Origin of the sequence: Sphingomonas sp. BLCC-B65, assembly GCF_028550675.1 — a bacterium.
Classification (GTDB): Bacteria; Actinomycetota; Actinomycetes; order Actinomycetales; family Microbacteriaceae; genus Microbacterium.
In genome coordinates, this window is the sequence record NZ_JAQQGL010000001.1 from 405,801 (window position 1) to 430,416 (window position 24,616).

20 protein-coding genes are annotated in these 24,616 nt (G+C 67.9%); 9 read left to right on the forward strand and 11 right to left on the reverse strand.

Annotated elements, in window-relative coordinates; genetic code table 11:
- Positions 1–42: 42 nt before the first annotated feature.
- The 4 genes from PP359_RS02015 to dut form a co-directional block, all read right to left on the reverse strand.
- A complete protein-coding gene (locus PP359_RS02015) occupies positions 43–2,880 on the reverse strand; it encodes an aconitate hydratase (protein ID WP_039415953.1) in 2,838 nt (945 codons plus the stop codon).
- Between the two features lie 202 nt (positions 2,881–3,082).
- The gene (locus PP359_RS02020) at positions 3,083–3,841 is read right to left on the reverse strand and encodes a DUF3159 domain-containing protein (protein WP_499249802.1); all 759 of its coding nucleotides are present in this window, start codon (positions 3,839–3,841) and stop codon (positions 3,083–3,085) included.
- Entirely contained in the window at positions 3,838–4,422 is a 585-nt protein-coding gene (locus tag PP359_RS02025) for a DUF3710 domain-containing protein (protein WP_112931510.1), read from the reverse strand. Before PP359_RS02025 ends, PP359_RS02020 begins: the two co-directional genes overlap by 4 nt.
- Positions 4,419–4,868 (reverse strand): dUTP diphosphatase, encoded by a 450-nt coding sequence (dut, locus tag PP359_RS02030; protein ID WP_204359860.1) that lies wholly within the window; start codon positions 4,866–4,868, stop codon positions 4,419–4,421. The genes PP359_RS02025 and dut overlap by 4 nt, the downstream gene beginning before the upstream one ends.
- Positions 4,869–4,880: 12 nt before the next feature.
- Here dut and PP359_RS02035 point away from each other — a divergent pair, with 12 nt between their 5' ends.
- A complete protein-coding gene (locus tag PP359_RS02035) occupies positions 4,881–5,357 on the forward strand; it encodes a DUF3093 domain-containing protein (RefSeq protein ID WP_499249803.1) in 477 nt (158 codons plus the stop codon).
- 43 nt (positions 5,358–5,400) lie between these two features.
- Here PP359_RS02035 and PP359_RS02040 read toward each other — a convergent pair whose 3' ends face one another.
- Positions 5,401–5,691, reverse strand: coding sequence for a DUF4193 domain-containing protein (locus tag PP359_RS02040; protein ID WP_036317658.1), 291 nt, complete (start codon positions 5,689–5,691; stop codon positions 5,401–5,403).
- Between the two features lie 247 nt (positions 5,692–5,938).
- On the opposite strand from PP359_RS02040, the gene sepH reads away from it, so the two are divergent.
- Positions 5,939–6,979, forward strand: coding sequence for a septation protein SepH (sepH, locus tag PP359_RS02045; RefSeq protein ID WP_499249804.1), 1,041 nt, complete (start codon positions 5,939–5,941; stop codon positions 6,977–6,979).
- Positions 6,980–7,007: 28 nt separating this feature from the next.
- Here the strand turns inward: sepH and PP359_RS02050 are convergent, their stop codons facing one another.
- Complete coding sequence (locus PP359_RS02050) at positions 7,008–8,144, reverse strand: alkaline phosphatase family protein (RefSeq protein ID WP_499249805.1); 1,137 nt, start codon at positions 8,142–8,144, stop codon at positions 7,008–7,010.
- Positions 8,145–8,216: 72 nt separating this feature from the next.
- On the opposite strand from PP359_RS02050, the gene PP359_RS02055 reads away from it, so the two are divergent.
- On the forward strand, positions 8,217–10,661 hold the full coding sequence (locus PP359_RS02055) for a DNA gyrase/topoisomerase IV subunit A (protein WP_499249806.1): 2,445 nt from the start codon (positions 8,217–8,219) through the stop codon (positions 10,659–10,661).
- A 6-nt stretch (positions 10,662–10,667) separates the two neighbouring features.
- On the opposite strand, the gene PP359_RS02060 is transcribed toward PP359_RS02055, so the two are convergent.
- Entirely contained in the window at positions 10,668–11,330 is a 663-nt protein-coding gene (locus PP359_RS02060; protein ID WP_083867958.1) for a response regulator, read from the reverse strand.
- A 207-nt stretch (positions 11,331–11,537) separates the two neighbouring features.
- On the opposite strand from PP359_RS02060, the gene PP359_RS02065 reads away from it, so the two are divergent.
- Positions 11,538–12,707, forward strand: coding sequence for a sensor histidine kinase (locus tag PP359_RS02065; protein ID WP_499249807.1), 1,170 nt, complete (start codon positions 11,538–11,540; stop codon positions 12,705–12,707).
- Between the two features lie 288 nt (positions 12,708–12,995).
- Here the strand turns inward: PP359_RS02065 and PP359_RS02070 are convergent, their stop codons facing one another.
- A complete protein-coding gene (locus PP359_RS02070) occupies positions 12,996–15,068 on the reverse strand; it encodes a DNA gyrase/topoisomerase IV subunit B (RefSeq protein ID WP_039415945.1) in 2,073 nt (690 codons plus the stop codon).
- Between the two features lie 192 nt (positions 15,069–15,260).
- Between PP359_RS02070 and PP359_RS02075 the strand changes: the two genes are divergently transcribed.
- Both PP359_RS02075 and PP359_RS02080 read left to right on the forward strand, forming a co-directional pair.
- Positions 15,261–15,479, forward strand: coding sequence for a DUF7455 domain-containing protein (locus PP359_RS02075; RefSeq protein ID WP_036317645.1), 219 nt, complete (start codon positions 15,261–15,263; stop codon positions 15,477–15,479).
- Positions 15,480–15,538: 59 nt separating this feature from the next.
- Positions 15,539–16,564 carry a sugar-transfer associated ATP-grasp domain-containing protein gene (locus PP359_RS02080; RefSeq protein ID WP_039415944.1) on the forward strand — a complete coding sequence of 342 codons (1,026 nt, stop codon included), beginning with the start codon at positions 15,539–15,541 and terminating at the stop codon, positions 16,562–16,564.
- 66 nt (positions 16,565–16,630) lie between these two features.
- Here PP359_RS02080 and PP359_RS02085 read toward each other — a convergent pair whose 3' ends face one another.
- The 3 genes from PP359_RS02085 to PP359_RS02095 form a co-directional block, all read right to left on the reverse strand.
- Positions 16,631–17,332, reverse strand: coding sequence for a coenzyme F420-0:L-glutamate ligase (locus PP359_RS02085; protein ID WP_039415943.1), 702 nt, complete (start codon positions 17,330–17,332; stop codon positions 16,631–16,633).
- Positions 17,329–18,663: an RNA polymerase sigma factor gene (locus PP359_RS02090; protein ID WP_499249808.1), complete on the reverse strand. Its 1,335-nt coding sequence runs from the start codon at positions 18,661–18,663 to the stop codon at positions 17,329–17,331. Before PP359_RS02090 ends, PP359_RS02085 begins: the two co-directional genes overlap by 4 nt.
- 206 nt (positions 18,664–18,869) lie before the next feature.
- Complete coding sequence (locus PP359_RS02095) at positions 18,870–19,838, reverse strand: proteasome assembly chaperone family protein (RefSeq protein WP_039415941.1); 969 nt, start codon at positions 19,836–19,838, stop codon at positions 18,870–18,872.
- Between the two features lie 124 nt (positions 19,839–19,962).
- Between PP359_RS02095 and PP359_RS02100 the strand changes: the two genes are divergently transcribed.
- The 3 genes from PP359_RS02100 to sucB all read left to right on the forward strand — a co-directional run bounded on the left by PP359_RS02100 (position 19,963) and on the right by sucB (position 24,614).
- Positions 19,963–21,432, forward strand: a complete 1,470-nt coding sequence (locus PP359_RS02100; RefSeq protein ID WP_135949824.1) for a leucyl aminopeptidase — start codon at positions 19,963–19,965, stop codon at positions 21,430–21,432.
- Positions 21,429–22,808 (forward strand): dihydrolipoyl dehydrogenase, encoded by a 1,380-nt coding sequence (gene lpdA / locus PP359_RS02105; protein ID WP_036316934.1) that lies wholly within the window; start codon positions 21,429–21,431, stop codon positions 22,806–22,808. The genes PP359_RS02100 and lpdA overlap by 4 nt, the downstream gene beginning before the upstream one ends.
- Before the next feature lie 99 nt (positions 22,809–22,907).
- Positions 22,908–24,614, forward strand: a complete 1,707-nt coding sequence (gene sucB / locus PP359_RS02110) for a 2-oxoglutarate dehydrogenase, E2 component, dihydrolipoamide succinyltransferase (protein WP_499249809.1) — start codon at positions 22,908–22,910, stop codon at positions 24,612–24,614.
- The last annotated feature ends 2 nt before the right edge of the window (positions 24,615–24,616 follow it).

Sequence of the window (24,616 nt, forward strand, 5' to 3'; positions counted from 1 at the left end):
GTCCCCTTGCAGGGACCGATGCCGGGGCGTTATAACCGGCGCTCAGACCAGCGAACGCAGCACGTACTGGAGGATGCCGCCGTTGCGGTAGTAGTCCGCCTCACCGGGGGTGTCGATGCGCACCTTGGCGTCGAAGACGATCGTCTCCTTGCCTTCCGGCGAGAACTCGCTGGGGGCCGCCGTGACCTTCACGGTCTTCGGGGTGACGCCCTCGTTGAGCTGCTCGAGGCCCTCGATCGAGACGATCTCGGTGCCGTCCAGGCCCAGCGACTTCCAGCTCTGGCCCTCGGGGAACTGCAGCGGCACGACGCCCATGCCGATGAGGTTGGAGCGGTGGATGCGCTCGAAGCTCTCGGTGATGACCGCCTTGACGCCCAGCAGCGACGTGCCCTTCGCGGCCCAGTCGCGCGATGAGCCCGAGCCGTACTCCTTGCCACCGAAGACGACGAGCGGGGTGCCTTCGGCGCGGTAGTTCTCGCACGCGTCGAAGATGTACGACTGCGGGCCGCCCTCCTGCGTGAAGTCACGCGTGAAGCCGCCCTCGACGATCTGACCGTCGTTGACCGCGGCGACCAGCTCGTTCTTGAGGCGGATGTTCGCGAACGTGCCGCGGATCATGACCTCGTGGTTGCCACGACGCGAGCCGTAGGAGTTGAAGTCCTTCTGCGCGACACCGTGCTCGGTGAGGTACTGCGCGGCGGGCGTGCCGGCCTTGATGTTCCCCGCGGGCGAGATGTGGTCGGTGGTGACCGAGTCGCCGAGGGTCGCCATCACCCGGGCGCCGTGGATGTCCGTGACCGGGGTCAGGTCCATGGACATGCCCTCGAAGTACGGCGCCTTGCGCACGTACGTCGAATCGGCGTCCCACTCGAAGATCGGGCCCTCGGGCGTGGGCAGGCTCGTCCAGCGCTCGTCGCCGTCGAACACGGTGGCGTACTGCTTGATGAACTGGTCACGCGAGATCGACGAGTCGATGACCTCCTGCACCTCGTCCGGCGAGGGCCAGATGTCCTTGAGGAACACGTCGTTGCCCTCCGAGTCCTTCCCGAGCGGGTCGGTCTCGAAGTCGAAGTGCATGGAGCCGGCGAGGGCGTAGGCGACGACGAGGGGCGGCGAGGCGAGGTAGTTCATCTTCACGTCGGGGCTGATGCGGCCCTCGAAGTTGCGGTTGCCCGACAGCACGGCCGTGACGGCCAGGTCGTTCTCGTTGATCGCCGCCGAGACCTCCTCGATGAGAGGTCCGGAGTTGCCGATGCAGATGGTGCAGCCGTAGCCGACCGTGTAGAAGCCGAGGCCTTCGAGGTCCTTGTCGAGCCCCGACTTCTCGTAGTAATCGGTGACGACCTTGGAACCGGGGCCGAGCGTCGTCTTCACCCACGGCTTCTGCTTGAGGCCCTTGTTGCGCGCCTTGCGGGCGAGAAGGCCGGCGGCGATCATCACCGACGGGTTCGAGGTGTTGGTGCACGACGTGATCGCGGCGAGCGTCACGGCACCGTTGTCGAGGAGGTACGAGTCTCCGGCGGGCGAGGTGACGGGCACGGGATTGGATGCCGCGGCGGGGGCGCCGCTGGAGATGTGCACCTCACGCGTCTGCGGCTCCTCGTCGCCGGGCGCCGCGCCCGGGTCGGATGCCGGGAACGAGTGCTTCGACTCGAGGTCGACGATGGAGTTCGAGACGCTGGGCGTCGTGTAGTTGACGATGTCCTTCTCGAACTGCGACTTGGCCTCGCTGAGCAGGATGCGATCCTGCGGGCGCTTGGGGCCGGCGATGGAGGGGACGACCGTGGACAGGTCGAGCTCCATGTACTCGCTGAACACGGGCTCGCTGTCCGCGTCGTGCCAGAGCTTCTGCTCCTTCGCGTATGCCTCGACGAGAGCCACGGTCTGCTCGTCGCGACCGGTGAGGCGCAGGTAGTCGAGCGTGACGTCGTCGATCGGGAAGATCGCGGCCGTCGAGCCGAACTCCGGGCTCATGTTGCCGATGGTGGCGCGGTTGGCCAGCGGCACCGAAGCGACGCCCGCGCCGTAGAACTCGACGAACTTGCCGACCACGCCGTGTTTGCGCAGCATGTCGGTGATGGTGAGGACCACGTCGGTGGCGGTGACGCCCGCCGGGATCTCCCCGGTCAGCTTGAAGCCGACGACACGTGGGATGAGCATCGACACGGGCTGGCCGAGCATCGCGGCCTCGGCCTCGATGCCGCCGACGCCCCAGCCGAGCACGCCCAGGCCGTTGACCATGGTGGTGTGCGAGTCGGTGCCGACGCAGGTGTCGGGGTAGGCGCGCAGTACGCCGTCGCGGCCGGTGCGGTCGTAGATGACCTTCGCGAGGTGCTCGATGTTCACCTGGTGGACGATGCCGGTTCCCGGCGGGACGACCTTGAAGTCGTCGAACGCGGTCTGGCCCCAGCGCAGGAACTGGTAACGCTCGCCGTTACGCTCGTACTCGATCTCGACATTGCGCTCCAGCGCGTTGTCGGTGCCGAAAAGGTCGGCGATGACGGAGTGGTCGATGACCATCTCGGCCGGCGACAGCGGGTTGATCTTCGCCGGGTCTCCACCGAGGGCCGTGACGGCCTCGCGCATGGTGGCGAGATCGACGATGCAGGGCACGCCGGTGAAGTCCTGCATCACGACGCGCGCCGGGGTGAACTGGATCTCGGTATCGGGCTCCGCATCGGCATCCCAGTTGCCGAGGGCCTCGATCTGCGACTTCGTGACGTTGGCGCCGTCCTCAGTGCGGAGGAGGTTCTCGAGCAGCACCTTCAGGCTGAACGGGAGCTTCTCGTACCCGGCGACGGTGTCGATCCGGTAGATCTCGTAGTCGGTGCCACCGACCGTGAGGGTGCTCTTGGCTCCGAAGCTGTCAACAGTGGACACGTCTGCTCTCCTTCGTTGGGAGTTCCTGAGGCCGCGGGCTCAGTCGGTCGGCGGGGTCAGGGTCGGGCATGGACGGCCGTCGCCTGATTCTCCATCATCCCCGCCGCCGCGGCGGCGGGCTAGTGAGGTTGTCCTTACCCGTGGATGGCGCCTCTGGCGCATCACCGGCGAAGGAATTTATCTTGATGTCAAGATAAATCTATCACGCCTCGGATGCCGCGCTGGCGTCGTGCTGGCGCGGATAGACCGCCCGCACGGCCAGCCAGGTGACGGCGACGAGCGGGGCGAACAACGGCAGTCCCATCACGAGCTTCAGGGTGCCGAGCGTGGTGACATCGCCGGCGAAGTAGAAGGGAAGCTGCACCGCGAGGCGCAGGTAGAACAGCGCGGCCCAGGCGATCGCCAGCCAGAAGAACACCCGGCGCTTGCGCGGATCGCTGCGCCAGCGTGTGCTCTCGTTCATGAGGAAGCCGACGGCCAGTCCGATCAAGGACCACCCGACGAGAGCCGAGATCAGAAACGCCGTCCCGTAGGCCGCGTTGGTGATGAGGCCCGGGACGAAGTTGTCCTGTCCTCGGCCGGTCCACAGTGCGAGGGCGGCGGCGGCACCGGTGGCGATGAGTCCCCCCAGTGCCGCACTGGCGGGCGAGCGCTGAACGAGGCGGACGATCGTGAAGACGGCCGCAGCGCCCACCGAGAGCGCGAGCGAGAGTGTGAGATCGGCCGTGGTCGTGAACAGGATGACGAACGCCAGGCCGGGAAGCACGCTCTCCAGCACTCCCCGCCAGCCGCCCATGGCGGCCCAGACGACGTGTCCCGTGTGAGCCTGCCGCGACGGATCGAGACCGGCGCGTCGCGCGGCGTTGCCGAGCGCGCTTCCGAGGAGGTCCGATGCGGACGGCGGAGGTGGCGTGAGCGGAGCGGATGCCGCGTCCTCGGGCTCCTGCGCGGGCGAGCTCATGCGGTGCCGGGGGCGGCGGGCATCTTCAGCGGAATGAGGTCGCGCGGCGGCATGGGGCTGCCGCCTCGCACCACCACGATCGAGCGGAAGAGATCCTCGACGCGGGCGGCGGCCTCGACGTCGGTCGTGGCCGCTCCCCCGATCACACCGCGCAGGAACCAGCGCGGCCCGTCGACACCGATGAACCGCGCGAGGCGCTTTCCGGCGACCGCATCAGGCCCGCTCACGACGGGGACCTCGGCGAGCAGTTCGGCGCCGAGCGGGCCGTGGCGCTCCTCCACGCGCCCGCCCTGCTGGCGGATCTGCTGACGGATCTGGTCACGGGTCTCGTCCCACAATCCGCTCGAGCGGGGCGCGGCGAACGGTTGCACCTGCAGGGTCGAATCGGCGTAGTCGAGGCCGACCGCGACGATGCGCTTGGTCTGCTCCTCGACTTCGAGGCGAAGGTTCAGCCCCTCGCGCGGGAGCACCTTGATGCCACCCAGATCGATGTACGGACGAACGGGGTTCGCCTCTGCCTCGTCGAAGGGGCCGGTCGATGCGCGGTCGCCCGCGCCGGTGGGCTGCAGTTCATCGCTCATGCGGTGACTCCTGTCTGGTAGCCCGTCGAGCCGAACCCGCCCTCTCCGCGCGCGGTGTCGGGCAGGTCGTCGACGGGGAGGAAGCGGACGCGGGGAACGGGCATCACGATCAGCTGAGCGATGCGGTCGCCGGCGGTGATGTCGTACGCCTCATGGGCATCCGTGTTGAGGAGAGCGACCTTGATCTCACCGCGGTAGCCGGCGTCGATCGTCCCGGGTGCGTTCACGATCGTGATGCCGTGCTTGGCGGCCAGACCGCTGCGCGGCACGACGAAGGCCGCGTATCCATCGGGCAGGGCGATCCGCACCCCCGTGCCCACCAGCGCGCGAGCGCCGGGTTCCAGTCGCAGGCTCTCCGACGAGACCAGATCGGCGCCGGCGTCGCCGGGATGTGCGTAGACGGGAACCTGCGGCGCGATAATGGGAACGTCCACGGATTCGATCACTCCACGAGGGTAATGCACATCGCCGCTCCAGCCGCTCCCGTTTCCGACGTCCGCTACCGCGAACGGCTCAGCCCGTCGCTGTGGACGCTGCTCAGCTCGGCGGTGGTCGCTCCGATGGTCGCACTGGTGTTCGTCCCGCTGGACGCGACCATCGCTCTCGCCGCGGGCATCGCCGTGGCAGCGGTGCTGATCGGCCTGCTCGTCTTCGCGTCTCCGGTCGTGGAGGTGCGAGCCGGGGAACTCCGGGTCGGTCGTGCGCATATCCCGGTGGATCAGCTCGGCGCCGCCGAGCCGCTGTGGGCAGATGACGCCCGTGCTGCGCGCGGTCCACAGCTGTCCGCGACCGCGTGGCACATGTTCCGCGGCGGGATCGACCCCGTGGTCCGCGTTTCCGTCATCGATCCCGGAGACCCCGTCACCGAGTGGGTGTTCTCGACGCGCACGCCTGATCGCGTCGTCGCCGCGATCAGGCGCGCCCAGTCGCGCTGAGGTCAGCGCCGGTGCGGGGCCGATCCCGCCGGGCGGACGGTCTTCAGGCGCACTCGATGCAGACGGCGCCGGCGGTGGTCTCGTGGTCGATCTGCGTGCGATGCTTCACGAGGAAGCACTCGATGCAGGTGAACTCGTCTTCCTGCGGGGGCAGCACGACGACGTCCAGCTCCAGGTCGGAGAGGTCGGCGCCGGGCAGCTCGAAGCCCGAGGGGTTGTCGGCATCCTCGACGTCGACGGCCCCGGACATCTTGTCGGGAACGCGCTCCTTCAGAGCCTCGATCGACTCGCTGTCGTCGTCGGTCTTACGGGGGGCGTCGTAATCGGTCGCCATGCTCTCAACTTCCAGGTGTGTTGCCAAAGTGCCGACTCGCGGCCGGGGGGACCGACGTGGGGCGGCGATAGTTTGCACGACGGGTTCGGATTTCGCAAATGATCGTCGTGCGCGTGCCCGCTTCCGGCGGGTGCGTCGCATGGAACTCGCGGCGCGCCCGCGATATTCCCGAGTGCGACGAACTGCTGTGACAGCATGGGCCCGGCAATCGAATCGTGCCCGAACAGGGAACGGGAGGGTGTTTCGCATGGAACAGCTCAAGGTGATCGGAACCGAGGAAGGCGTCCTCGTTCTCGCCACGGAGTCCGGCGAACGGTACGCGCTGCCGATCGACGAGACGCTGCGCAGCCAGCTGCGTCGCTCACAGCGCGACAGCGAGCCGCGTGCGGCGCGCCCGAGCCCCCGCGACATCCAGGCTCACATCCGTTCCGGGCTGTCGGCTCAGGAGGTCGCGGAGCTTCTGGGCGCTCGCCTGGAAGACGTGCAGCGCTTCGAACGTCCCGTCCTCGCCGAGCGTGAGCACATCGTGGGGCAGGCTCTGGCCGTCCCGGTGCTCATCGCGGGAGAACTCGATGCCGCGGCGCAGCCGACCTTCGGGGTCGCGGTGCGTGCGAAGCTCGCCGAGGCGGGTGCGAGCGGCGAACGCTGGACGAGCTGGAAGGACGAGGACGGCTGGGTCGTCAAGCTGGAGTTCACCGCGAACGACGTCGACCACGATGCACGCTGGAGCTTCGACCCGCGCCGGAGCAGTCTTGCTCCGCTCAACGCCGATGCGACCCAGCTCTCGCGTCAAGGATCGCTGCCCGAAGGACTGATCCCCCGCCTGCGCGCGCTCGACACCTCTCCGCTGAAGGATGCCTCGCGCTTCGACTCGGGGGCGTTCGGCCCGCGCCGTCTGGACGCCGACGCCGGCGTGCCCGACGCTGACATCGCGCGACCGGACGTGCGAGTGCCGGTCGCTCCCGCGGTTCAGGATGCCGCGATCAAGCGCGCCCCCGATCACGCGGTGACGTCCGCCGAGACAGCGGATCTGCTCGAGGCGCTGCGCCGCCGTCGCGGCCAGCGCGAGCCCATGCCCGAGGAGGAGTCCGCGACCGAGCGTCCGCACTCCCCCGTGGCTCTGTTCGACGCGCTCGAGCCCGGCTATGACGAAGCGAGGACGGATGCCGAAGACACGGCATCCGCGATCGAAGACACCGTCATCAGCGACTCGTCGCGCCGCAAGGGGCGCACCTCCATGCCGTCGTGGGACGAGATCGTCTTCGGAGCGCGCACCGAAGACGGGTGAGTCGACGGGGCGTCGCGGGGCCGGATGATCAGCCGTTCGCGAAGGCGCCGAGTCTGATCAGAGGAACGATGCGTTCCTGATCCGTCCAGGATCCGTGCTGGCCGATCATGCGCTGCGGCTTCTTGTCGGCGACGCGGTCGTCGTAATAGGCCACCGCCGTCCGGGCCGCGACGAGCACATCGCCGATGCGATCGCGGACATCGGGGTGCACGTGGGGGCCGAACAAGCCGGCGTCGATCGCCTCCTCGCGTGTCATCACCCACGAGCGCGACTGCTCGGCTTCACGCCAGCGCGCGGCCACGGTCGCGGCGCTGCCGTCCGTTGTGTAGAGCTGCAGCATTCGAGGCTCGCCGGCCACCAGGGCCACATCATGCAACAGCGGGTCCCCGTCGCGCAGCAGCACGTGCCGATGCGCCGGCACGTCGACCATTCCATGATCCGCCGTGACGAGCGAGCCGACGCCCGGCGAGAGCATCGCTTCGAACCGACGAAGGTCCGCGTCGAGTTCCTCTAGCCCCCGCAGCCATCGCTCGGATTCCCAGCCGTGCGCGTGACCGAGGGTGTCGAGTTCCGGTATGTAGACGTAGACGAGCGCGCCCGGGTTCGCCGACGCGCGTATGGCGGCGGCGGTGAGGCGCTCGGCCGGGGTCGCGGCGCCGACGAACTCGGCCCCGCGCTGGATCGCCCGCGTGAAGCCGCTGTCGCGATACAGCCCTTTGCTCACCACGAACGTGGGCCGACCGGCGTTCGCCTCCCGTTCCAGCAGCGGCTGCGCGCGCTGCCAGGTCATCGGGTCGAGCCCGTCGGTCTCCCACCCCTTGAGCTGGTTGGGGGCGATATCGGTTCCCGGGATGCGGGCGCGGTATCCGACGATGCCGTGGGTGCCGGCATCGGTCGCGGTGAGAAGCCCGGTGAGGGCGGTGGCCGTCGTCGAGGGGAACGTGCTGCGCGCGGCATCCTTCTTCGTCATCGCCGCCGTCAGGAAACGTGCGTGTCCGGCACGAGCGGTGAGATTGCCGCGCCCGAGTCCGTCGACCAGGACCAGGATCGCCGACCGGGCCGAGACGAACCAGTCACCGGCGTCGGACAGTGACGCAAGCAATTGCGGCACGATGGCGGTGAGGCTCCGGGCTGTGGGCGGGTCCGCGGGTAGGCTGAACGACATCGGGGCCAGTCTCGCATATGGCGCGCGGCCCCACTTCCCGGCCCACCCGAGCACCGAGGGAACCGCAGATCCATGGCAGCTTCGCGCACCGCGTCCATCCCCGAAGATCACGGCCGCATCGAGGACGTCGACGTCTCCGCCGAAATGCAGGATTCGTTCCTGGAGTACGCGTATTCGGTCATCTACTCGCGCGCTCTTCCCGACGCTCGCGACGGCCTCAAGCCCGTGCAGCGGCGCATTCTGTTCCAGATGGCGGACATGGGTCTTCGGCCCGACCGGGGGCACGTCAAGAGTGCGCGCGTCGTCGGCGAAGTGATGGGAAAGCTGCACCCGCACGGCGACTCGGCGATCTACGACGCGCTCGTGCGCCTCGCTCAGCCGTTCGCGCTGCGGGTGCCGCTGGTCGACGGTCACGGCAACTTCGGTTCGCTCGACGACGGACCCGCGGCGGCGCGGTACACGGAAGCGCGCCTGGCTCCGGCCGCGCTCGCTCTGACGGAGAACCTCGACGAGGACGTCGTGGACTTCGTGCCCAACTACGACGGTCAGTTCCAGCAGCCGGCCGTCCTCCCCGCCGCCTTCCCCAACCTGCTCGTCAACGGTGCCTCCGGCATCGCGGTGGGCATGGCCACCAACATGGCTCCGCACAACCTCAACGAGGTCGTCGCCGCCGCGATCCATCTGCTCGAGAACCCCGACGCCACCACCGCCGAGCTCATGGAGTTCGTCCCCGGCCCGGATCTCCCCGGCGGCGGCATCATCGTCGGGCTCGACGGCATCACCGAGGCCTACGAGAGCGGACGCGGTACCTTCCGCACGCGCGCGAAGGCATCCATCGAGTCGCTCGGCCCGCGTCGCACGGGCATCGTCGTCACCGAGCTGCCGTACATGGTGGGTGCCGAGCGCGTCATCGAGAAGATCAAGGACGCCGTCAACGCGAAGAAGCTCACGGGCATCGCGGACGTCAACGATCTCACCGACCGCAATCACGGTCTGCGCCTCGTCATCGGCATCAAGACGGGGTTTGACCCCGCGGCCGTGCTCGAGCAGCTCTACCGGCTCACTCCGCTCGAGGACTCCTTCGGCATCAACAACGTCGCCCTCGTCGACGGGCAGCCGCAGACGCTCGGCCTCAAGCCCCTCCTGCGGGTGTATCTCGACCACCGTATCCAGGTCGTCACGCGTCGCAGCCGCTACCGTCTCGCCCGCAAGCAGGAACGTCTCCACCTCGTCGAGGGTCTTCTGATCGCGATCCTCGACATCGACGAGGTCATCCAGGTCATCCGCGCCTCTGACGACACCGAGCAGGCCCGCGGGAAGCTGATGAGCGTCTTCGACCTCTCCGAGGTGCAGGCCGAATACATCCTGGAGTTGCGTCTGCGGCGTCTCACCCGCTTTTCCCGCATCGAGCTGGAGTCCGAACAGGACACCCTCAAGAAGGACATCGCCGACCTCGAGGCGCTGCTGGCCAGCGATGTGCTCCTCCGCCAGCAGGTGGCCCGTGAGCTGGATGCCGCTGCGGAGACCTTCGGCACACCACGTCGCACCCTGCTGCTCAACGGCGGACCCGTGGCGGCCCGCTCTCGCAGCGCCGCGGCGGCCGACCTGCAGATCGCCGACTCCCCGTGCCGGGTGCTCCTGTCCGCGACCGGGAGGATGGTGCGTGCCGAACTCGGCGACTCCGGCGAGATCGTCGCTCCGACACGGCGTGCAAAGCACGACGGCATCCTCTCCGCTGTCGACACGACCACGAGGGGCGAGCTCGGCGCGGTCACCACGCGCGGCCGCCTGGTGCGCTTCTCCCCTGTCGATCTGCCGTCGGTGCCGGCGAATGCGGTGCAGCTCGGGGCCGGTACCCGCGCCGACCAGTACCTCGGCCTGGCATCGGGCGAGCACGTCGTGGCCGTCGTGCCCCTCGGCGACATCGTCATCGCCCTCGGGACCGCCCAGGGTGTCGTCAAGCGTGTCGCAACCTCGGAGCTTGCGCCCGGCAAGCACGAGGCCGAGATCATCGCGCTGAAGGACGGAGACCTCGTCGTCGGCGCCGCCGTCGCCCCCGACGGTGCCGAGCTCGTCTTCGTGGCCTCCGACGCCCAGCTGCTGCGCTTCGACGCGGCGAGCGTGCGCCCGCAGGGGCGCGCGGCGGGCGGCATGGCGGGCATCCGTTTGGGCGCGGGAGCCTCCGTCGTGGCCTTCAACGTGGTGACCGAACCGGCGGACGCGGTGGTCGTCACCATCGCCGGGTCCTCCCAGGCGATCGCCGGGACAGACGCGGGAAGCGCGAAGGTGTCGATGTTCGACGAGTTCCCGCCGAAGGGTCGCGCGACCGGCGGCGTGCGCGCTCAGCGCTTTCTGAAGGGCGAGGACGTCCTCACTCTCGCCTGGGTCGGTGCGCAGCCGCGGGCATTGGCGGCGGACGGCGCCGTGCGTACCCTGCCGGAGCCGGGGGCGAAGCGGGATGCCTCCGGACAGCCACTGGATGCGGTCGTCGCGGCCGTCGGCACGGCGATCGCCTGACGGTCGTCAGCCCAGAGAGACGAGACCGTACTGGGTTGCGCGGATCAGCACTTGGATGCGATCGCGCACGCCCCACTTCGCCGTGATGCGGCCGAGGTGTGACTTGACCGTCGCTTCGGACACGAACATCGCCGCCGCGATCTCCGCGTTGGACATTCCCTGCGCGAGAAGTGTGACCACTTCCAGCTCGCGTTCGGTGAGTTCCTCGTCGCGGCCGAGCTGGCGCGGTGCGGGCGGTTCGTTCTGCTGCACCGAGCTGACGAGCTCCTTCGCGACGCGCGGCGAAAGAACGTACCCGCCCTCGTGAGCGAGGCGCGCCGCGTCGAGGATGCGGTCGGGCGACGTGTCCTTCACCAGGAAGCCCGCAGCGCCGGCGCTGAGCATCGGGACGATCACCCGTTCCGAGGAGAACGTGGTCAGTGCGACGATCTTGATACCGGGAAACTCACGCGTGAGGCGTTGAGTGGCCTCGATGCCGTCCATCTTGGGCATCTGCACGTCCATGAGCACGACATCGGGGTGAGTGCTGCGCACCAGCGCGATCGCGTCGATGCCGTTGTCGGCTTCGCCGACGAGATCGAACCCGTCCGAGGAGTCCAGGAAGACGCGCAGTGCGGCGCGCACCAGCGACTCGTCGTCGACGATGATCACGCGAATCGGTTCGGTCACAGCACCATCTTACGAAGCGCCCGTACTCGTTCTTTTCCGCGCGATGTCGACGAAAGTCGCTATCGATGTAGCCATCCGTCGGTCGTGCGAGATGACCTCTGTTTGAAGAATCGATTCGAGAGATTGCAGGAGGTGAAACACATGTGGTACTGGCTTGGACAGCTCATCGGCATCTGGAAGTAAGTGTTCTCGCGAGATAATCGCGTTGTGACCTCCTTCCGCTCGGACATCGCGCGCTATGCGCGAACGCCCTTCTGGGACTATCTTGCCCTGAGCCCTTTGGCGAAGCGGATTTTGATCATCCTGGTTGCGGTGACCCTTATCCTCGACTCCCTCTTCCGGGCGACCAACGGTGGCAGCACCAGCGTCGTTTCGGCAGTAGTCACCACGACGATGACTCTGTCGGTCGCGCTCTTTGTTTGGCGCCCGCCCATCGGAACAACGGTTCTGATCGTCGCGGCCGCAGCTGCGAGTGTGACGGGGGTTGCTGACAGTCTTCTGACTGCGGCGGCCATCCTCGGTTTGGTTGCGTTCACGTGCAGCCCGTTGTTGACGACCACCTACCTGTTGGCGTGGGTCGTTTGGCTGGTCGCGATCGTGAGTAGACCCGGTTCAGGGTTTCAACCACTCGGCGCGGTCATCATCGCGTTCCTCAGCCTCGTCAGTTTGATGATTGGGCTCGCTATTCGGCAGCAGTACGAAAGGGCGCGAACTTTGGCATTACAGCTCGAGGTGAGCGAGCGCGAGGTCGCCGAGCAGCTCAAACACGAACGGGACCTCATCGCTGACGAGCTGCATGACATCGTCGCCCACGAGATCACCATCGTCGCCCTGCACGCCGCGGTCCTGGACCGCACCGAAGACGTGCAGACGCGGTCGCAGTCGCAGACGGCGATCCGCGAAGCCGCCGTGCAGGCGCTCACCGACATTCGTCGCGTGCTCGGGATGGTGCGCGGCGAAGAGAATCTCTCCCCCGAGCGCGTCTCGTCGCCCGACGGGATCACCGGCACGATCGCCGCGGTCACGAAAGAACTCGGACAGGCGGGTATCGCGGTCACCGCGGACGTGCCCGCCGACCTCCGACTGCCGAGTGCATCCCTTGTTGCGCTGACCCGTGTCATCCGCGAGAGCGCGACGAACGTGCTCAAGCACGCCACCGGTGCCCACACGGTCTCCATCGTTCTCCGCGTCGAGCGCGGTTGGGTGCACCTCACCTTCGCCGACGACTCACCGCCGGCGCGCACCGCCGGACTCCCGGCGTCGGGCTACGGCATCATGCGTCTTCGAGAGCGCTTCCGACTGTTCGGCGGCACCTTCGAATCGGAACGGAAATCCCAGGGGTGGGTCGTGAGCGCGTCACTGCCCCTTTCAGGCTGATCAGGAAAAAACTTACGCATACGCGTCGAAGTAGACGAAAGTCGCAGTCGGTTCCACCGATGGTTCACGTTGGCGCCGCCCATGCGCGCCTAACCTTTTGCTAGCCGAAGAACTGATCCCCAGTCGGTTCTTCACAGGGCACGGCGCGAGACGTCCGTGATTTCGGGGACGAAGAGACCGTTCGGGGCTCGACGTCATCCGGATGTCCCCCGTAGCCGCGGCGATGGCCCGAGACCGAATCCCCCCAGATCGGTCTCGGGCCCCGCGTCGTTGAGGGTCCGGACGAGCTCAGGCGTCGATGGCCTCACGGTCGAGTCGGTCACTGGAGGTGACGATGAAGTCGCGACGTGGTGCCACGTCGCTGCCCATCAGCAGTTCGAACACGCCCGAGACCGCCTCGGCATCCTGTACGCGCACGCGTCGCAGCAGCCGTCCGGAACGGTCCATCGTCGTCTCGGCCAGCTGGTCCGCGTCCATCTCGCCGAGCCCCTTGTAGCGCTGGACGGGTTCCTGCCAGCGCCGTCCCGACTTCTGCACCTTCGCGAGCAGCGTGTGCAGCTCCTGCTCCGAGTAGGTGTAGATCGTCTCGTTCGGCTTCGAACCGGGATTGACCACGATGACGCGGTGCAGCGGCGGGACGGCGGCGTACACGCGACCCGCCTCGATCAGCGGACGCATGTAGCGGAAGAACAGCGTCAGCAGAAGCGTGCGGATGTGCGCGCCATCCACGTCCGCGTCGCTCATCAGGATGATCTTGCCGTAACGCGCCGCTTCGAGATCGAAGCTTCGGCCAGAGCCCGCGCCGATCGTCTGAATGATCGCCGCGCATTCCGCGTTCGAGAGCATGTCGCTGATCGACGCCTTCTGGACATTGAGGATCTTGCCACGAATGGGCAACAGCGCCTGGTACTCACTGTTACGCGCGAGCTTCGCCGTTCCCAGAGCGGAGTCACCCTCGACGATGAACAGTTCCGACTGCTCCACGTCGGAGGTGCGACAATCGGCGAGCTTCGCCGGCAAGGATGACGACTCGAGGGCGTTCTTGCGACGCTGTGTCTCCTTGTGCGTGCGAGCCGAGATCCGCGCCTTCATCTCGGACACGACCTTGTCGAGCAGCAGCGCGGTCTGCGCCTTGTCGTCGCGCTTGCTCGAGGAGAATCGCTCGGCGAGTTCCTTGGCCACCACGTTCGCGACGATGGAGCGGACCGCGGGCGTGCCGAGGATCTCCTTCGTCTGGCCCTCGAACTGCGGTTCGGGCAGGCGAACGGTGAGCACGGCCGTCAGGCCGGCGGTGATGTCGTCCTTCTCGAGCTTCTCCCCCGCGCCGACCTTGAGGCGTCGGGCGTTCTGCTCGACCTGACTGCGGACGACCTTCATCAGGCCCTGCTCGAAGCCCGCCTGATGCGTTCCGCCCTTGGGTGTCGAGATGATGTTCACGAACGAGCGGGTGACCGTCTCGTAGCCCGTACCCCAGCGCAACGCGATGTCGACCTCGCATTCGCGCTCGACGTCGGTCGGTACCATCGCTCCGCCCGCCTGCAGCACGGGCACGGTCTCCGTGAACGTGCCCGACCCGGTCAGTCGCCAGGTGTCGGTGATCGCCGCATCGGGCGCGAGGAAGTCCGCGAACTCGGAGATGCCGCCGTCGTAGCGATGGGACGTTTCGACGATCTCCTCTCCGCGCTGATCGATGATCGCGATCTCCAGACCCGGGATGAGGAACGCCGTCTGACGCGCCCGCTGCTCCAGCTCCTCGGCGTGGAACGTCGCATCCTTGGTGAAGATCTGACGGTCGGCCCAGTAGCGGATGCGCGTTCCGGTGACGCCCTTGGCGGCCTTGCCGACGACCCGCAACTGCGAGGCCTTCTCGAACGGGGTGAACGGCGACTCGGGCCCGGGCCCCGCGAACTGGCCGGGCTCTCCACGACGGAACGACATCGCATAGGTCTTGCCGTCGCGATCGACTTCGACATCCAGGCGCTCGGACAAGGCATTGACGACGGAGGCGCCGACGCCGTGCAAGCCACCCGACGCGGCGTACGAGCCGCCGCCGAACTTCCCGCCGGCGTGCAGCTTCGTGAAGACGACCTCCACGCCGCTCAGCCCGGTTCGCGGCTCGACGTCGACCGGGATGCCGCGCGCACGGTCGCGGACCTCGACGCTGCCATCGGAGTGCAGGACGATGTCGATTCGCGAGCCGTAGCCCGCGAGGGCTTCGTCGACCGAGTTGTCGATGATCTCCCAGACGCAATGCATGAGCCCGCGCGAGTCCGTCGAGCCGATGTACATGCCGGGACGCTTGCGGACAGCCTCCAGGCCCTCGAGCACCTGGAGGTGGTGGGCGGAATACTCGGCGGTCACAATCCTCAAGCGTATCCAGCCCCGCGGACACCTCTGCTGCGACACACAGAGGCCCCGACTACCGCGGACGATGAGCGCGGGGGCGGGGTACGCGCACAGCGAAATGTGACCGGATCGCGGCATTGCTGACCCCACGGCGTGGTTGTATGTCATGACATCGCACCGCATCTCATGTACCGAGGAGGAACCGAAATGAGCATGTCGACCACCGCTGAGCCTGACGTCCTCGAGTACCGACTGACCGCGACGGACCGTTGCGACTCGTGTGGCGCCCAGGCCTACATCGCGGCCGAGGTCAACGGCAGCGAACTGCTGTTCTGCGCGCACCACGGACGCAAGTACGAAGAGAAGCTGCGCGCTGTCGCGACCTCCTGGCACGACGAGACGGCTCGTCTCGCCGACGCGCGCTGAGGCCTCCCACGTAGACTGGCGGAGTTCCCCTTCTCCACTTGTCCTGGAAGGACTCTGTCATGACGCGTCGAGGCCTTCCTCTCTTGCACCGATTCGAGGTGCTGTTCGAGCGTGCGCGCGGTTTCGATCTCGCGTCGGTGCGTGAGAGGGCCCGTTTCACCGCTCGCGTACACGACAAGAGCTATCCGCTCGTGTTCGCCGACATGCTCTGGTCGGCCGCGCGACATCGCGTGGGATTCAACGACTACATGGAGTTCGACTTCGCCATCCTGACGCGCGCCGAGCGGGCGACCTGGGTCACCAGTCCCCTCGCGCTGGAGCTCTCGAACCGCTACGACGATCCCGCCCAGGTGCATCGCTTCCACAACAAGGTCGACTTCAACCGCGACTTCGACCGTTTCCTGGGACGTCAGTGGCTGGAGCTCGTCGACGGCAACGCCGACGAGCTGGAGGCCTTCGCCCAGCGGCATCCCGTGTTCATCGCCAAAGTCCCCGTGAGCAAGTCCGGGCTCGGGGTGCGGCGTTACGACGCGAGCGCCGTCAGCGATTGGCCCGCGTTCCACGCCGAGCTGCTGGCGAAGGGTGAGGTTCTCATCGAAGAGCGCATCGTGCAGCACCCGGACCTGGAAGCCATCGCTCCCGGAACGGCGAACACGACCCGGGTCACGACATTCGTCAAGGACGACGGCACGGTCGAGATCATCAACATGGCGCAGAAGTTCGGTCGCGGTCAGGTCAGCGACCAGGCGTCGTTCGGCGGCTTCTACACCGCGCTCCACGAGGACGGGCGAGCGATGGGCATGGGCTACTCGACCGCGGGCGAACTCTTCGAGACCCACCCCGACACCGGCTTCCGCATCGCCGACTACCGGCTTCCGATGATGGAAGAGGTGCGTGCACTCATCACCGACGTCGCACTCGTGATCCCCGAGGTGCGCTACGTCGGCTGGGACGTCGTCGTCACCCCCACCGGACCGGTCCTGGTCGAGGGCAACTGGGGCGCGGGTGTCTTCGAGAACAAGCCTTCCGCGACGGGGATCCGCCACGGTCACCTTCCTCGCTACCGCGCCGCGATGGGCTTCTGATCGCCGACGCGAAACGCCGGCGCTCTCACACGAGGTCGCCGGCGTTTCGCGTCTGTCGGCGCGGTCTCACGCCGCCCGGATGATTCCGAGGGGGGTGGATTCGCGGCCCTGGCCAAGGGGGTTGTCGGCAAGGATCCGCACGAGCTGACGCTCCCCTGCCCTGTCGAGTGTGGAGCCGAGAATGTTCCCGCCGATGTCGTTGATGTCGACGACCGCGACCTGAACGTTCCGGCCGAGCAGCGACTTGACGCGTGCGGCCACTTCGGCCGGGCGCGTCGGGCCCAGAACGACCGCACGGTCGTAGGGCGGGATGGTGCCGTTGGTCGGACCATCGATCGCACGCGCCTTGTCGCCGGCGATGCGGTAGAAGTCGCCCCGGCGTCCGAACGCCTTCGTCACCGCGCTGATCGCCGCAGCGAAGAGGATGCGCGGGGTACCGCACTCCCGAAGGGCCATCTCCATCGTCTCCGGCATGCCGAGCCCGATGCCGTAAGAGGTCTTCGTCACGTACTTCGACAGGAATCGAGCCAGGCGACGCGGTCGGATCTCGTCCAGCGTGTACGAACGGCCCTGCGTGATCGCGACGATCTTCTCGGTGATGAACAGCAGGTCGCCGTCCGTCACCTGGTCGGCCGCGTACTCCGCGATCACCTCATCGAGGCTGTCGCCGGGCATGACGACGCGCGTACGGATCGGAATCCGTGCGAACGTCGTCCCCTCGACGGTGACAGTGAGCGCCTTGCCGTCATTGGGGACCTCGGCGCTCATTCGAGATAGTCCCGCAGCGACTGCGACCGCGAGGGGTGACGGAGCTTCGCCATGGTCTTCGATTCGATCTGACGGATCCGCTCGCGCGTCACGCCGAAGGTGTCGCCGATCTGGTCGAGCGTCTTGGGCTGTCCGTCGCCCAGGCCGAAGCGCATGCGGATCACGCCCGCCTCGCGCTCGCTCAGCGAGTCCAGAAGGGACTCGAGCTGGCGCTGCAGCATGGTGAACCCGACGGCATCCGCCGGAACGACGGCCTCGGTGTCCTCGATGAGGTCACCGAACTCGCTGTCGCCGTCCTCGCCGAGCGGGGTGTGCAGCGAGATCGGCTCGCGGCCGTACTTCTGCACCTCGATGACCTTTTCGGGCGTCATGTCCAGCTCGCGCGAGAGCTCCTCGGGCGTGGGCTCGCGTCCGAGGTCCTGCAGCATCTGCCGCTGCACACGGGCGAGCTTGTTGATGACCTCGACCATGTGCACCGGGATACGGATGGTGCGTGCCTGATCGGCCATCGCGCGCGTGATCGCCTGACGGATCCACCACGTCGCGTACGTGGAGAACTTGAAGCCCTTGGTGTAGTCGAACTTCTCGACCGCGCGGATCAGACCGAGGTTTCCTTCCTGGATCAGGTCCAGGAACTGCATGCCGCGGCCCGTGTAGCGCTTGGCGAGCGAGACGACCAGACGCAGGTTGGCCCCGAGCAGGTGGCTCTTGGCGCGCTGGCCGTCGCGTGCGACCCACTGCAGGTCCAGGCCGAGCTGGCTGGACTTCTCCGACGCCGACATGTGCGAAAGCTTCTCTTCGGCGAACAGTCCCGCCTCGATCCGCATTGCGAGTTCGACCTCTTCGGCCGCGTTCAGCAGCGGCACCTTGCCGATCTGCTTCAGATAGTCCTTGACCGGATCGGCGGTCGCGCCGGTGATCTGCGTCGAGTAGACAGGGACATCGTCTTCGTCGCTCGAGGAGATGACGATGGCGCCGGTGGGAAGGGGCTCGGAGAAGGCCGGCTTCGTGGTGCCGTCCTCATCGTCCTCGTCGTCATCGCCCTTCTTGTCGGTCGCCCCGGTCGATGACTCGGCGGCGTCGTCGCCGGAATCGTCGTCCGATGCGTCCTCGATGTCGGTGTCGTCGAGCTCGACGTCGTCGTCGATCTCCTCGTCGTCATCGGACGCCGTCTTCTTGGACGTCTTCTTCGGGGCCGCCTTCGACTTGGCCGGAGTCTTCGACGCCGCCTTCTTGGCGGCGGTCGTGGTCGTCGCCTGTTCCGTGGCGGACTCCGTGGCTTCCTCCTCCTCGGCCTTGCGGGAGCGGGTGGTCTTCGTGCCTGAGGTCACGTCTTGCCTTTCACCGACGCAGGCGTCGGGTTTTCGGACAGGAGTAAGACCCTTGTCAAGTCCGTGGTCGCCTCGTCACGAGCCGACCGCGATTCGACAACGGGTCAGGGATCCATTGTCGCATACATCATCGGACAGACCGTGCGCAACAGTCCATCAGGATCCCCACAGCATCCATAACGTCGCGGGGACGGTGGGCATTCCGCTCAGCGCCGACCGCGGCGGTCGTCGCCTCGCCACTCGTCGCCGCGGCGGTCGTCGTCCCGGCGGTGATCGTCGGTGCGACGGTCGGCCAGGAAGCGCTCCAGCTCTGCGGCGAGCTCGTCCGCGCTGGGCAGATCGCCGGGGTGGATGATCGGCTGGCCGAGGTTCGATCCGGCCATGTAGGCGTCGTACCGCTCTTCGAGAGCGTGCAGCATGGAGGTCAGTTCGGCGTTGCCCTCCACCTGGTCGTCCACCTTCGCGACATACTCCCGGTTCTCCTCGCGCACGTCGTCAACGTTGAAGACGAGGCCGCTGGCCACCGACAGGCTGTCCAATCCCGCGAGTGCGGCGGCCGGGTAGTCCGTGTCGGCGAGGTAGTGCGGCACGAGGAGCACGAATCCGGCAACGGAGGCGCCGCTCTGGGCGAAGCGGTGCTCCAACAGATGACCGACCGTCGCCGGCACCTGCGTGTGGGGCTGCCACACGGAGTGCGCCTGTGTGAGGTCGGCGCGCGTCCCGCTCACGGTCGTGCCGATCGGCCGTGTGTGCGGCACGGGCATGGGAATGGCGTGCACCCACGTCACCGTCGACACCTGCAGTCCTTCGGCGAGGCCCACGACGGTCTCGGTGAACGCCTCCCAGGCGAAGTCCGGCTCGTAGCCGGCCAGGAGAACGAACGGCTGCCCGAGTGCATCGTGCGCCAGTGAGAGTTCCAGCCGGGGCGGACGGTAGTCGGCGAGATGGTCGGCGTCGAAAGTGATCGTCGGCCGCCGCGCACGATAGTCGAGCAGCACGTCGGCCGAGAACCTCACGATCGGAGCCGGCTCGAGGTCGTCGCGGAACATCTCCACCATCTGCGAGACGGCGCCACCGGCATCCGTGAAGCCCGTCAGCACGATCACCAGCGGAAGGCCGGCAGGGACCGGTGGGGCCGACACCACACGCTCGTAAAGGGGACCGCTCAGGGGCATGAGACAACTGTACGAGCCTTCCTCAGGCGGAGGCCCGCGTGCCGCTGACAGCGAACACGCCGCGCGCGGCTCGCCGCCATCGGACGTCGCCGGTCCCGGACGACGCAAACCTAGGATGGAGGTCATGGCGTTTCCCGAGCTGTCGTACACGACCGATCCGCTGCGTGAGACGAAGGCCGATGCCCTCGTGCTCGCCCTCCCGCCCCTCGACCACGATCGCGGGGCGCTCGCGCAGTGGCCGGGCCTGGCCTCGGCCCTGGAAGCCGTCGGCTACTCGGGTGCGCTCGGCAGCACGGTGCGCGCGTACGCCCCGGAAGCGACGTCACTGCCCCTGATCGTGGTCGGCACGGGGCCCTCGCCCGACACCGCCGCCCTGCGTGAGGCGGTCGGCGCCGCACTGCGGACCACCACCGGCTTCGACACCGTGGCCGTCGAGGTCCCGGGAGTCGATGAGGACGGGTGGGGAGCAGTCGCGGAGGGTGCAGCGCTCGGCGCGTACCGCTTCGACGGATACAAGTCGGTTGCCTCGCCTGCGCGTGCGTCGCACGTGATCATCCGCGGTGAAGGAACCACGGTCCCCTCGGCGCTGGTTCGTGCGCAGGTCGTCGGCGATGCGGCCGCACTCGTCAAGGACCTCGTGCACACCCCGGCCGAGTGGCTGGGCCCGCAGGATGTCGCGGACGCTGCTCGGGCCGCGCTGTCAGAACTCCCCGTGGACGTCGTCGTCCTGGACGAGAAGCAGCTCGCCGCCGACGGTTACGGGGGCATCCTCGGTGTCGGTCAGGGATCGGACCGCCCCCCGCGTCTCGTGCGACTCGAATACGCACCCGCGGATGCCGAGCGCCACGTCGCGATCGTGGGCAAGGGCATCACCTTCGATACCGGCGGCCTCTCGCTCAAGCCGGCCGCGGGAATGGTGGGCATGAAGTACGACATGGCCGGGGCCGCGACCGTGCTCGCCGTCGTCCGCGCGGCCGCACAGCTTCGTCTTCCGGTGCGCGTGTCGGGATGGCTCTGTCTGGCTGACAACATGCCCTCGGGACGAGCGACGCGGCCCGGGGACGTGTTGCGGATTCTGGGCGGGACCACCGTCGAGGTGTTGAACACCGACGCCGAAGGACGGCTCGTCCTCGCCGACGGCCTCGTCGCTGCCAGTCGCACGCATCCGGACGTGATCGTCGACGTGGCCACGCTGACCGGAGCCATCTCGGTGGCGCTCGGTTCTCGCCACACGGGGGTCATGGGCTCGGAGGATGCCGTCGCCGAATATCTCGACGCGGCGGAAGCCGCAGACGAGCTGGCGTGGCCGCTGCCGCTGCCGGCTCACATGGAGGAAGAGCTGGACTCCCCTATCGCCGACCTGGTCAATGCGAAGATCGGTGACCCGTCGGGAGGCTCGCTGTTCGCCGGGCTGTTCCTCCAGCGGTTCGTCGGGCGTGTCTCCGACGACGCGGACGCACCTCGCATCCCCTGGGTGCACCTGGACATCGCCGGCAGCGGGAGCACGAAATCCGCGACCGGCGCGACGGACAAGGGGCCCACCGCGGCGACCGTCCGCTCGCTGCTCGCATTCGTCGAAGGAGACGCACGATGACCGCACACCACTCCGATCTCGTCGTTCTGGGCGGCGGGTCGGCCGGATACGCAGCGGCGATCCGTGCAGCCGAGCTCGGGCGCTCGGTCGTCCTGGTCGAGAAGGACAAACTCGGCGGTACATGCCTGCATCGAGGCTGCATCCCGACCAAGGCGATCCTGCACGCGGCGGAGATCGCCGACGCTGTCCGTGATGCGGCGAGCGTCGGCGTGACGGCGACGTTCGAGGGTATCGATGTGGCGGGGGTCACCGCCTTCCGCGAGGGCATCGTCGCCAAGAAGTTCGCGGGGCTCGCCGGCCTCATCAAAGCACGCGGGATCACGGTTGTCGCCGGTGAGGGGCGGCTGGTCGTCGATGGCGATGGACCCGCTGTCGCGGTGGGCGAGGTCACCTATCGCGGAACCGACGTGCTCCTCGCGACGGGCTCGCACACGCGTACGCTTCCGGGCATCGAGATCGGGGGCCGGATCCTCTCCAGTGAAGAGGCACTCGCGCTCGCTGAGGTTCCCGCTTCCGTCATCGTGCTCGGTGGCGGCGTCATCGGCGTCGAGTTCGCCAGCGCGTGGCGATCGATGGGGGCGGATGTCACGATCGTCGAGGCGCTCGACCACCTCGTGCCGGCAGAGGACGTCGCCTCGAGCAAGGCTCTGGAGCGCGCCTTCCGCAAACGCGGAATCGTCGCTCGACTCGGTTCTCGCTTCGCCTCCGTTTCGCAGACGGATGCCGAGGTCTCGATCGTCCTGTCCGACGGCAGCGAACTGGCCGCGGACTATCTCCTCGTGGCGGTCGGACGCGGCCCGTCTACGGCCGGGATGGGGTTCGATGAGGCCGGCGTGGTTCTCGAGCGCGGCTTCGTGAGCGTGGACGAGCGCCTCCACACATCTGTCCCGCACGTCTGGGCGGCCGGCGACATCGTCCCCGGCTTGCAGCTGGCCCACCGTGGCTTTCAGCAGGGGATCTTCGTGGCCGAGGAGATCGCCGGCCTCCGACCCGTCGTGGTCGCGGAGCAGAGCATCCCGCGGGTCACCTACTCGCACCCCGAAGTGGCGTCCGTCGGGATCACGGAGGCAGCCGCGCGAACCGCACACGGCGACAGGGTTGCGGTCTCTGAGTACAACCTGGCCGGCAACGGCAGAAGCGAGATCATCGGCACCGGGGGCATCGTCAAGATCGTCCGACTGGTCGACGGGCCCGTGATCGGCGTCCATCTGGTCGGCGATCGCGTCGGCGAGCTGATCAGCGAGGGCCAGCTGGCCGTCGCCTGGGAAGCCCACCCTGAAGACATCGCGCCCTACGTGCACGCGCACCCGACGCAGAGCGAGGCGCTCGGCGAGGCATTCCTCGCGCTTGCCGGCAAGCCTCTGCACGCACTCTGACACCCACTTTTGCCGCCCCGTCCGACACGTCACCGCTTGGCCCTCGCGAGGGTCACTAAGCTAGTTGTCGGACATCGAACTTCTGAAGGAGACACAGTCATGAGCACATCCGTGGTCCTCCCCGCGCTCGGAGAGAGCGTCACCGAGGGAACGGTCACCCGTTGGCTCAAGAAGGTCGGTGACACGATCCAGGCCGACGAAGGGCTGCTCGAGATCTCGACCGACAAGGTCGACACCGAGATCCCCTCCCCCGTCAGCGGCGTCATCGAGGAGATCCTGGTCGCCGAGGACGAGACCGTCGAGGTGGGCGCTGTTCTCGCCAAGATCGGAGACGGCTCCGCGGCGGCTCCGTCCGACGACGCTCCGGCGGCCGAGCAGCCCGCCGCTGAGGCGGCACCGGCAGAAGCGGTGCCCGCTGCTGAGGAGGCTTCCCCGGCCCCGGCCGCTGCCTCCGCTCCCGCACCGTCGGGCGATGCGAAGGATGTCGTTCTCCCCGAGCTCGGCGAGAGCGTCACGGAAGGAACAGTGACGCGCTGGCTGAAGCAGATCGGTGACGAGGTCGCGGTCGACGAGCCGCTTCTCGAGATCTCGACCGACAAGGTCGACACCGAGATCCCTTCGCCGGTTGCGGGGACGCTGCAGGAGATCCTCGTCGCGGAGGATGAGACGGTTGCCGTCGGTGCGGTGCTCGCCCGCATCGGCTCGGGCGCCCCGGCGCCCGCTGCTCCGGCACCGGCCGCGGAAGCTCCCGCCGCGCCTGCGGCCGCGCCCGCTCCCGCCGCGCCCGCTCCGGCGCCCGCTCCGGCTGCTGCGCCCGCTCCGGCTGCGGCGCCCGCTCCGGCTGCTGCGCCCGCTCCAGCTGCCGCGCCTGCTCCGGCCACGGCATCCGCCGACGACGCGACGACCTACGTCACTCCTCTGGTGCGCCGACTCGCGCAGCAGCAGGGTGTCGATCTCGCCTCCGTGACGGGGACCGGGGTCGGTGGCCGCATCCGCAAGGAAGATGTGCTCAAGGCAGCCGAGGCCGCTCAGGCCGCACCCGCGGCCGTCGCGCCCGCTCCGGCGGCTCCGGCGCCGCTCGAGGTCTCGCCGCTGCGCGGGACGACTCAGCCCATGTCCCGTCTTCGCAAGGTTCTCGCGGAGCGCGCGGTCGCGTCGATGCAGCAGACGGCTCAGCTCACCACCGTCGTGAAGGTCGACGTCACGAAGGTCGCCTCGTACCGCACGGCGGTGCAGAAGGACTTCGTCGCGAAGACGGGCGGCAAGCTGTCGTTCCTTCCGTTCTTCGTGCTCGCGGCCGCCGAGGCGCTGCAGGCGTTCCCGGTGATCAACGCCACGGTGGACGGCACCGACATCGTCTACCCCGCCACCGAGAACATCTCGATCGCGGTCGACACCGAGCGCGGGCTGCTGACTCCCGTTCTCCGTGACGCGGGCACCAAGACGCTGGCGGGGATCTCGTCGGAGATCGCCGACCTCGCCGCCCGTACGCGCGACAACAAGCTGAAGCCCGACGAGCTCGCCGGCGGCACGTTCACCGTGACCAACACCGGTTCTCGTGGCGCGCTCTTCGACACCCCGGTCGTGTTCCTCCCCCAGTCCGCGATTCTCGGGACCGGCGCGGTCGTCAAGGAACCCGGTGTGGTGAAGGTCGACGGCGTCGAGGCGATCGCCGTGCGCTCCTATGTGTACCTGGCCCTGTCGTACGATCACCGCATCGTCGACGGCGCGGACGCGGCCCGCTTCCTCGGCGCGGTCAAGACTCGCCTCGAGACGGCCGACTTCGAGGCCAACCTCGGGATCTGAGC

Bases quoted from the DNA above. Each gene is read 5' to 3' on its own strand.
- PP359_RS02055 (WP_499249806.1), top strand. From the start codon at position 8,217: ATGGCAGCTTCGCGCACCGCGTCCATCCCCGAAGATCACGGCCGCATC.
- PP359_RS02075 (WP_036317645.1), top strand. From the start codon at position 15,261: ATGAGCATGTCGACCACCGCTGAGCCTGACGTCCTCGAGTACCGACTG.
- PP359_RS02095 (WP_039415941.1), bottom strand. From the start codon at position 19,838: ATGCCCCTGAGCGGTCCCCTTTACGAGCGTGTGGTGTCGGCCCCACCG.
- PP359_RS02080 (WP_039415944.1), top strand. From the start codon at position 15,539: ATGACGCGTCGAGGCCTTCCTCTCTTGCACCGATTCGAGGTGCTGTTC.
- PP359_RS02025 (WP_112931510.1), bottom strand. From the start codon at position 4,422: ATGAGCGATGAACTGCAGCCCACCGGCGCGGGCGACCGCGCATCGACC.
- PP359_RS02050 (WP_499249805.1), bottom strand. From the start codon at position 8,144: ATGTCGTTCAGCCTACCCGCGGACCCGCCCACAGCCCGGAGCCTCACC.
- PP359_RS02040 (WP_036317658.1), bottom strand. From the start codon at position 5,691: ATGGCGACCGATTACGACGCCCCCCGTAAGACCGACGACGACAGCGAG.
- sepH (WP_499249804.1), top strand. From the start codon at position 5,939: ATGGAACAGCTCAAGGTGATCGGAACCGAGGAAGGCGTCCTCGTTCTC.
- PP359_RS02100 (WP_135949824.1), top strand. From the start codon at position 19,963: ATGGCGTTTCCCGAGCTGTCGTACACGACCGATCCGCTGCGTGAGACG.
- PP359_RS02035 (WP_499249803.1), top strand. From the start codon at position 4,881: ATGCACATCGCCGCTCCAGCCGCTCCCGTTTCCGACGTCCGCTACCGC.
- sucB (WP_499249809.1), top strand. From the start codon at position 22,908: ATGAGCACATCCGTGGTCCTCCCCGCGCTCGGAGAGAGCGTCACCGAG.
- PP359_RS02085 (WP_039415943.1), bottom strand. From the start codon at position 17,332: ATGAGCGCCGAGGTCCCCAATGACGGCAAGGCGCTCACTGTCACCGTC.
- lpdA (WP_036316934.1), top strand. From the start codon at position 21,429: ATGACCGCACACCACTCCGATCTCGTCGTTCTGGGCGGCGGGTCGGCC.
- PP359_RS02020 (WP_499249802.1), bottom strand. From the start codon at position 3,841: ATGAGCTCGCCCGCGCAGGAGCCCGAGGACGCGGCATCCGCTCCGCTC.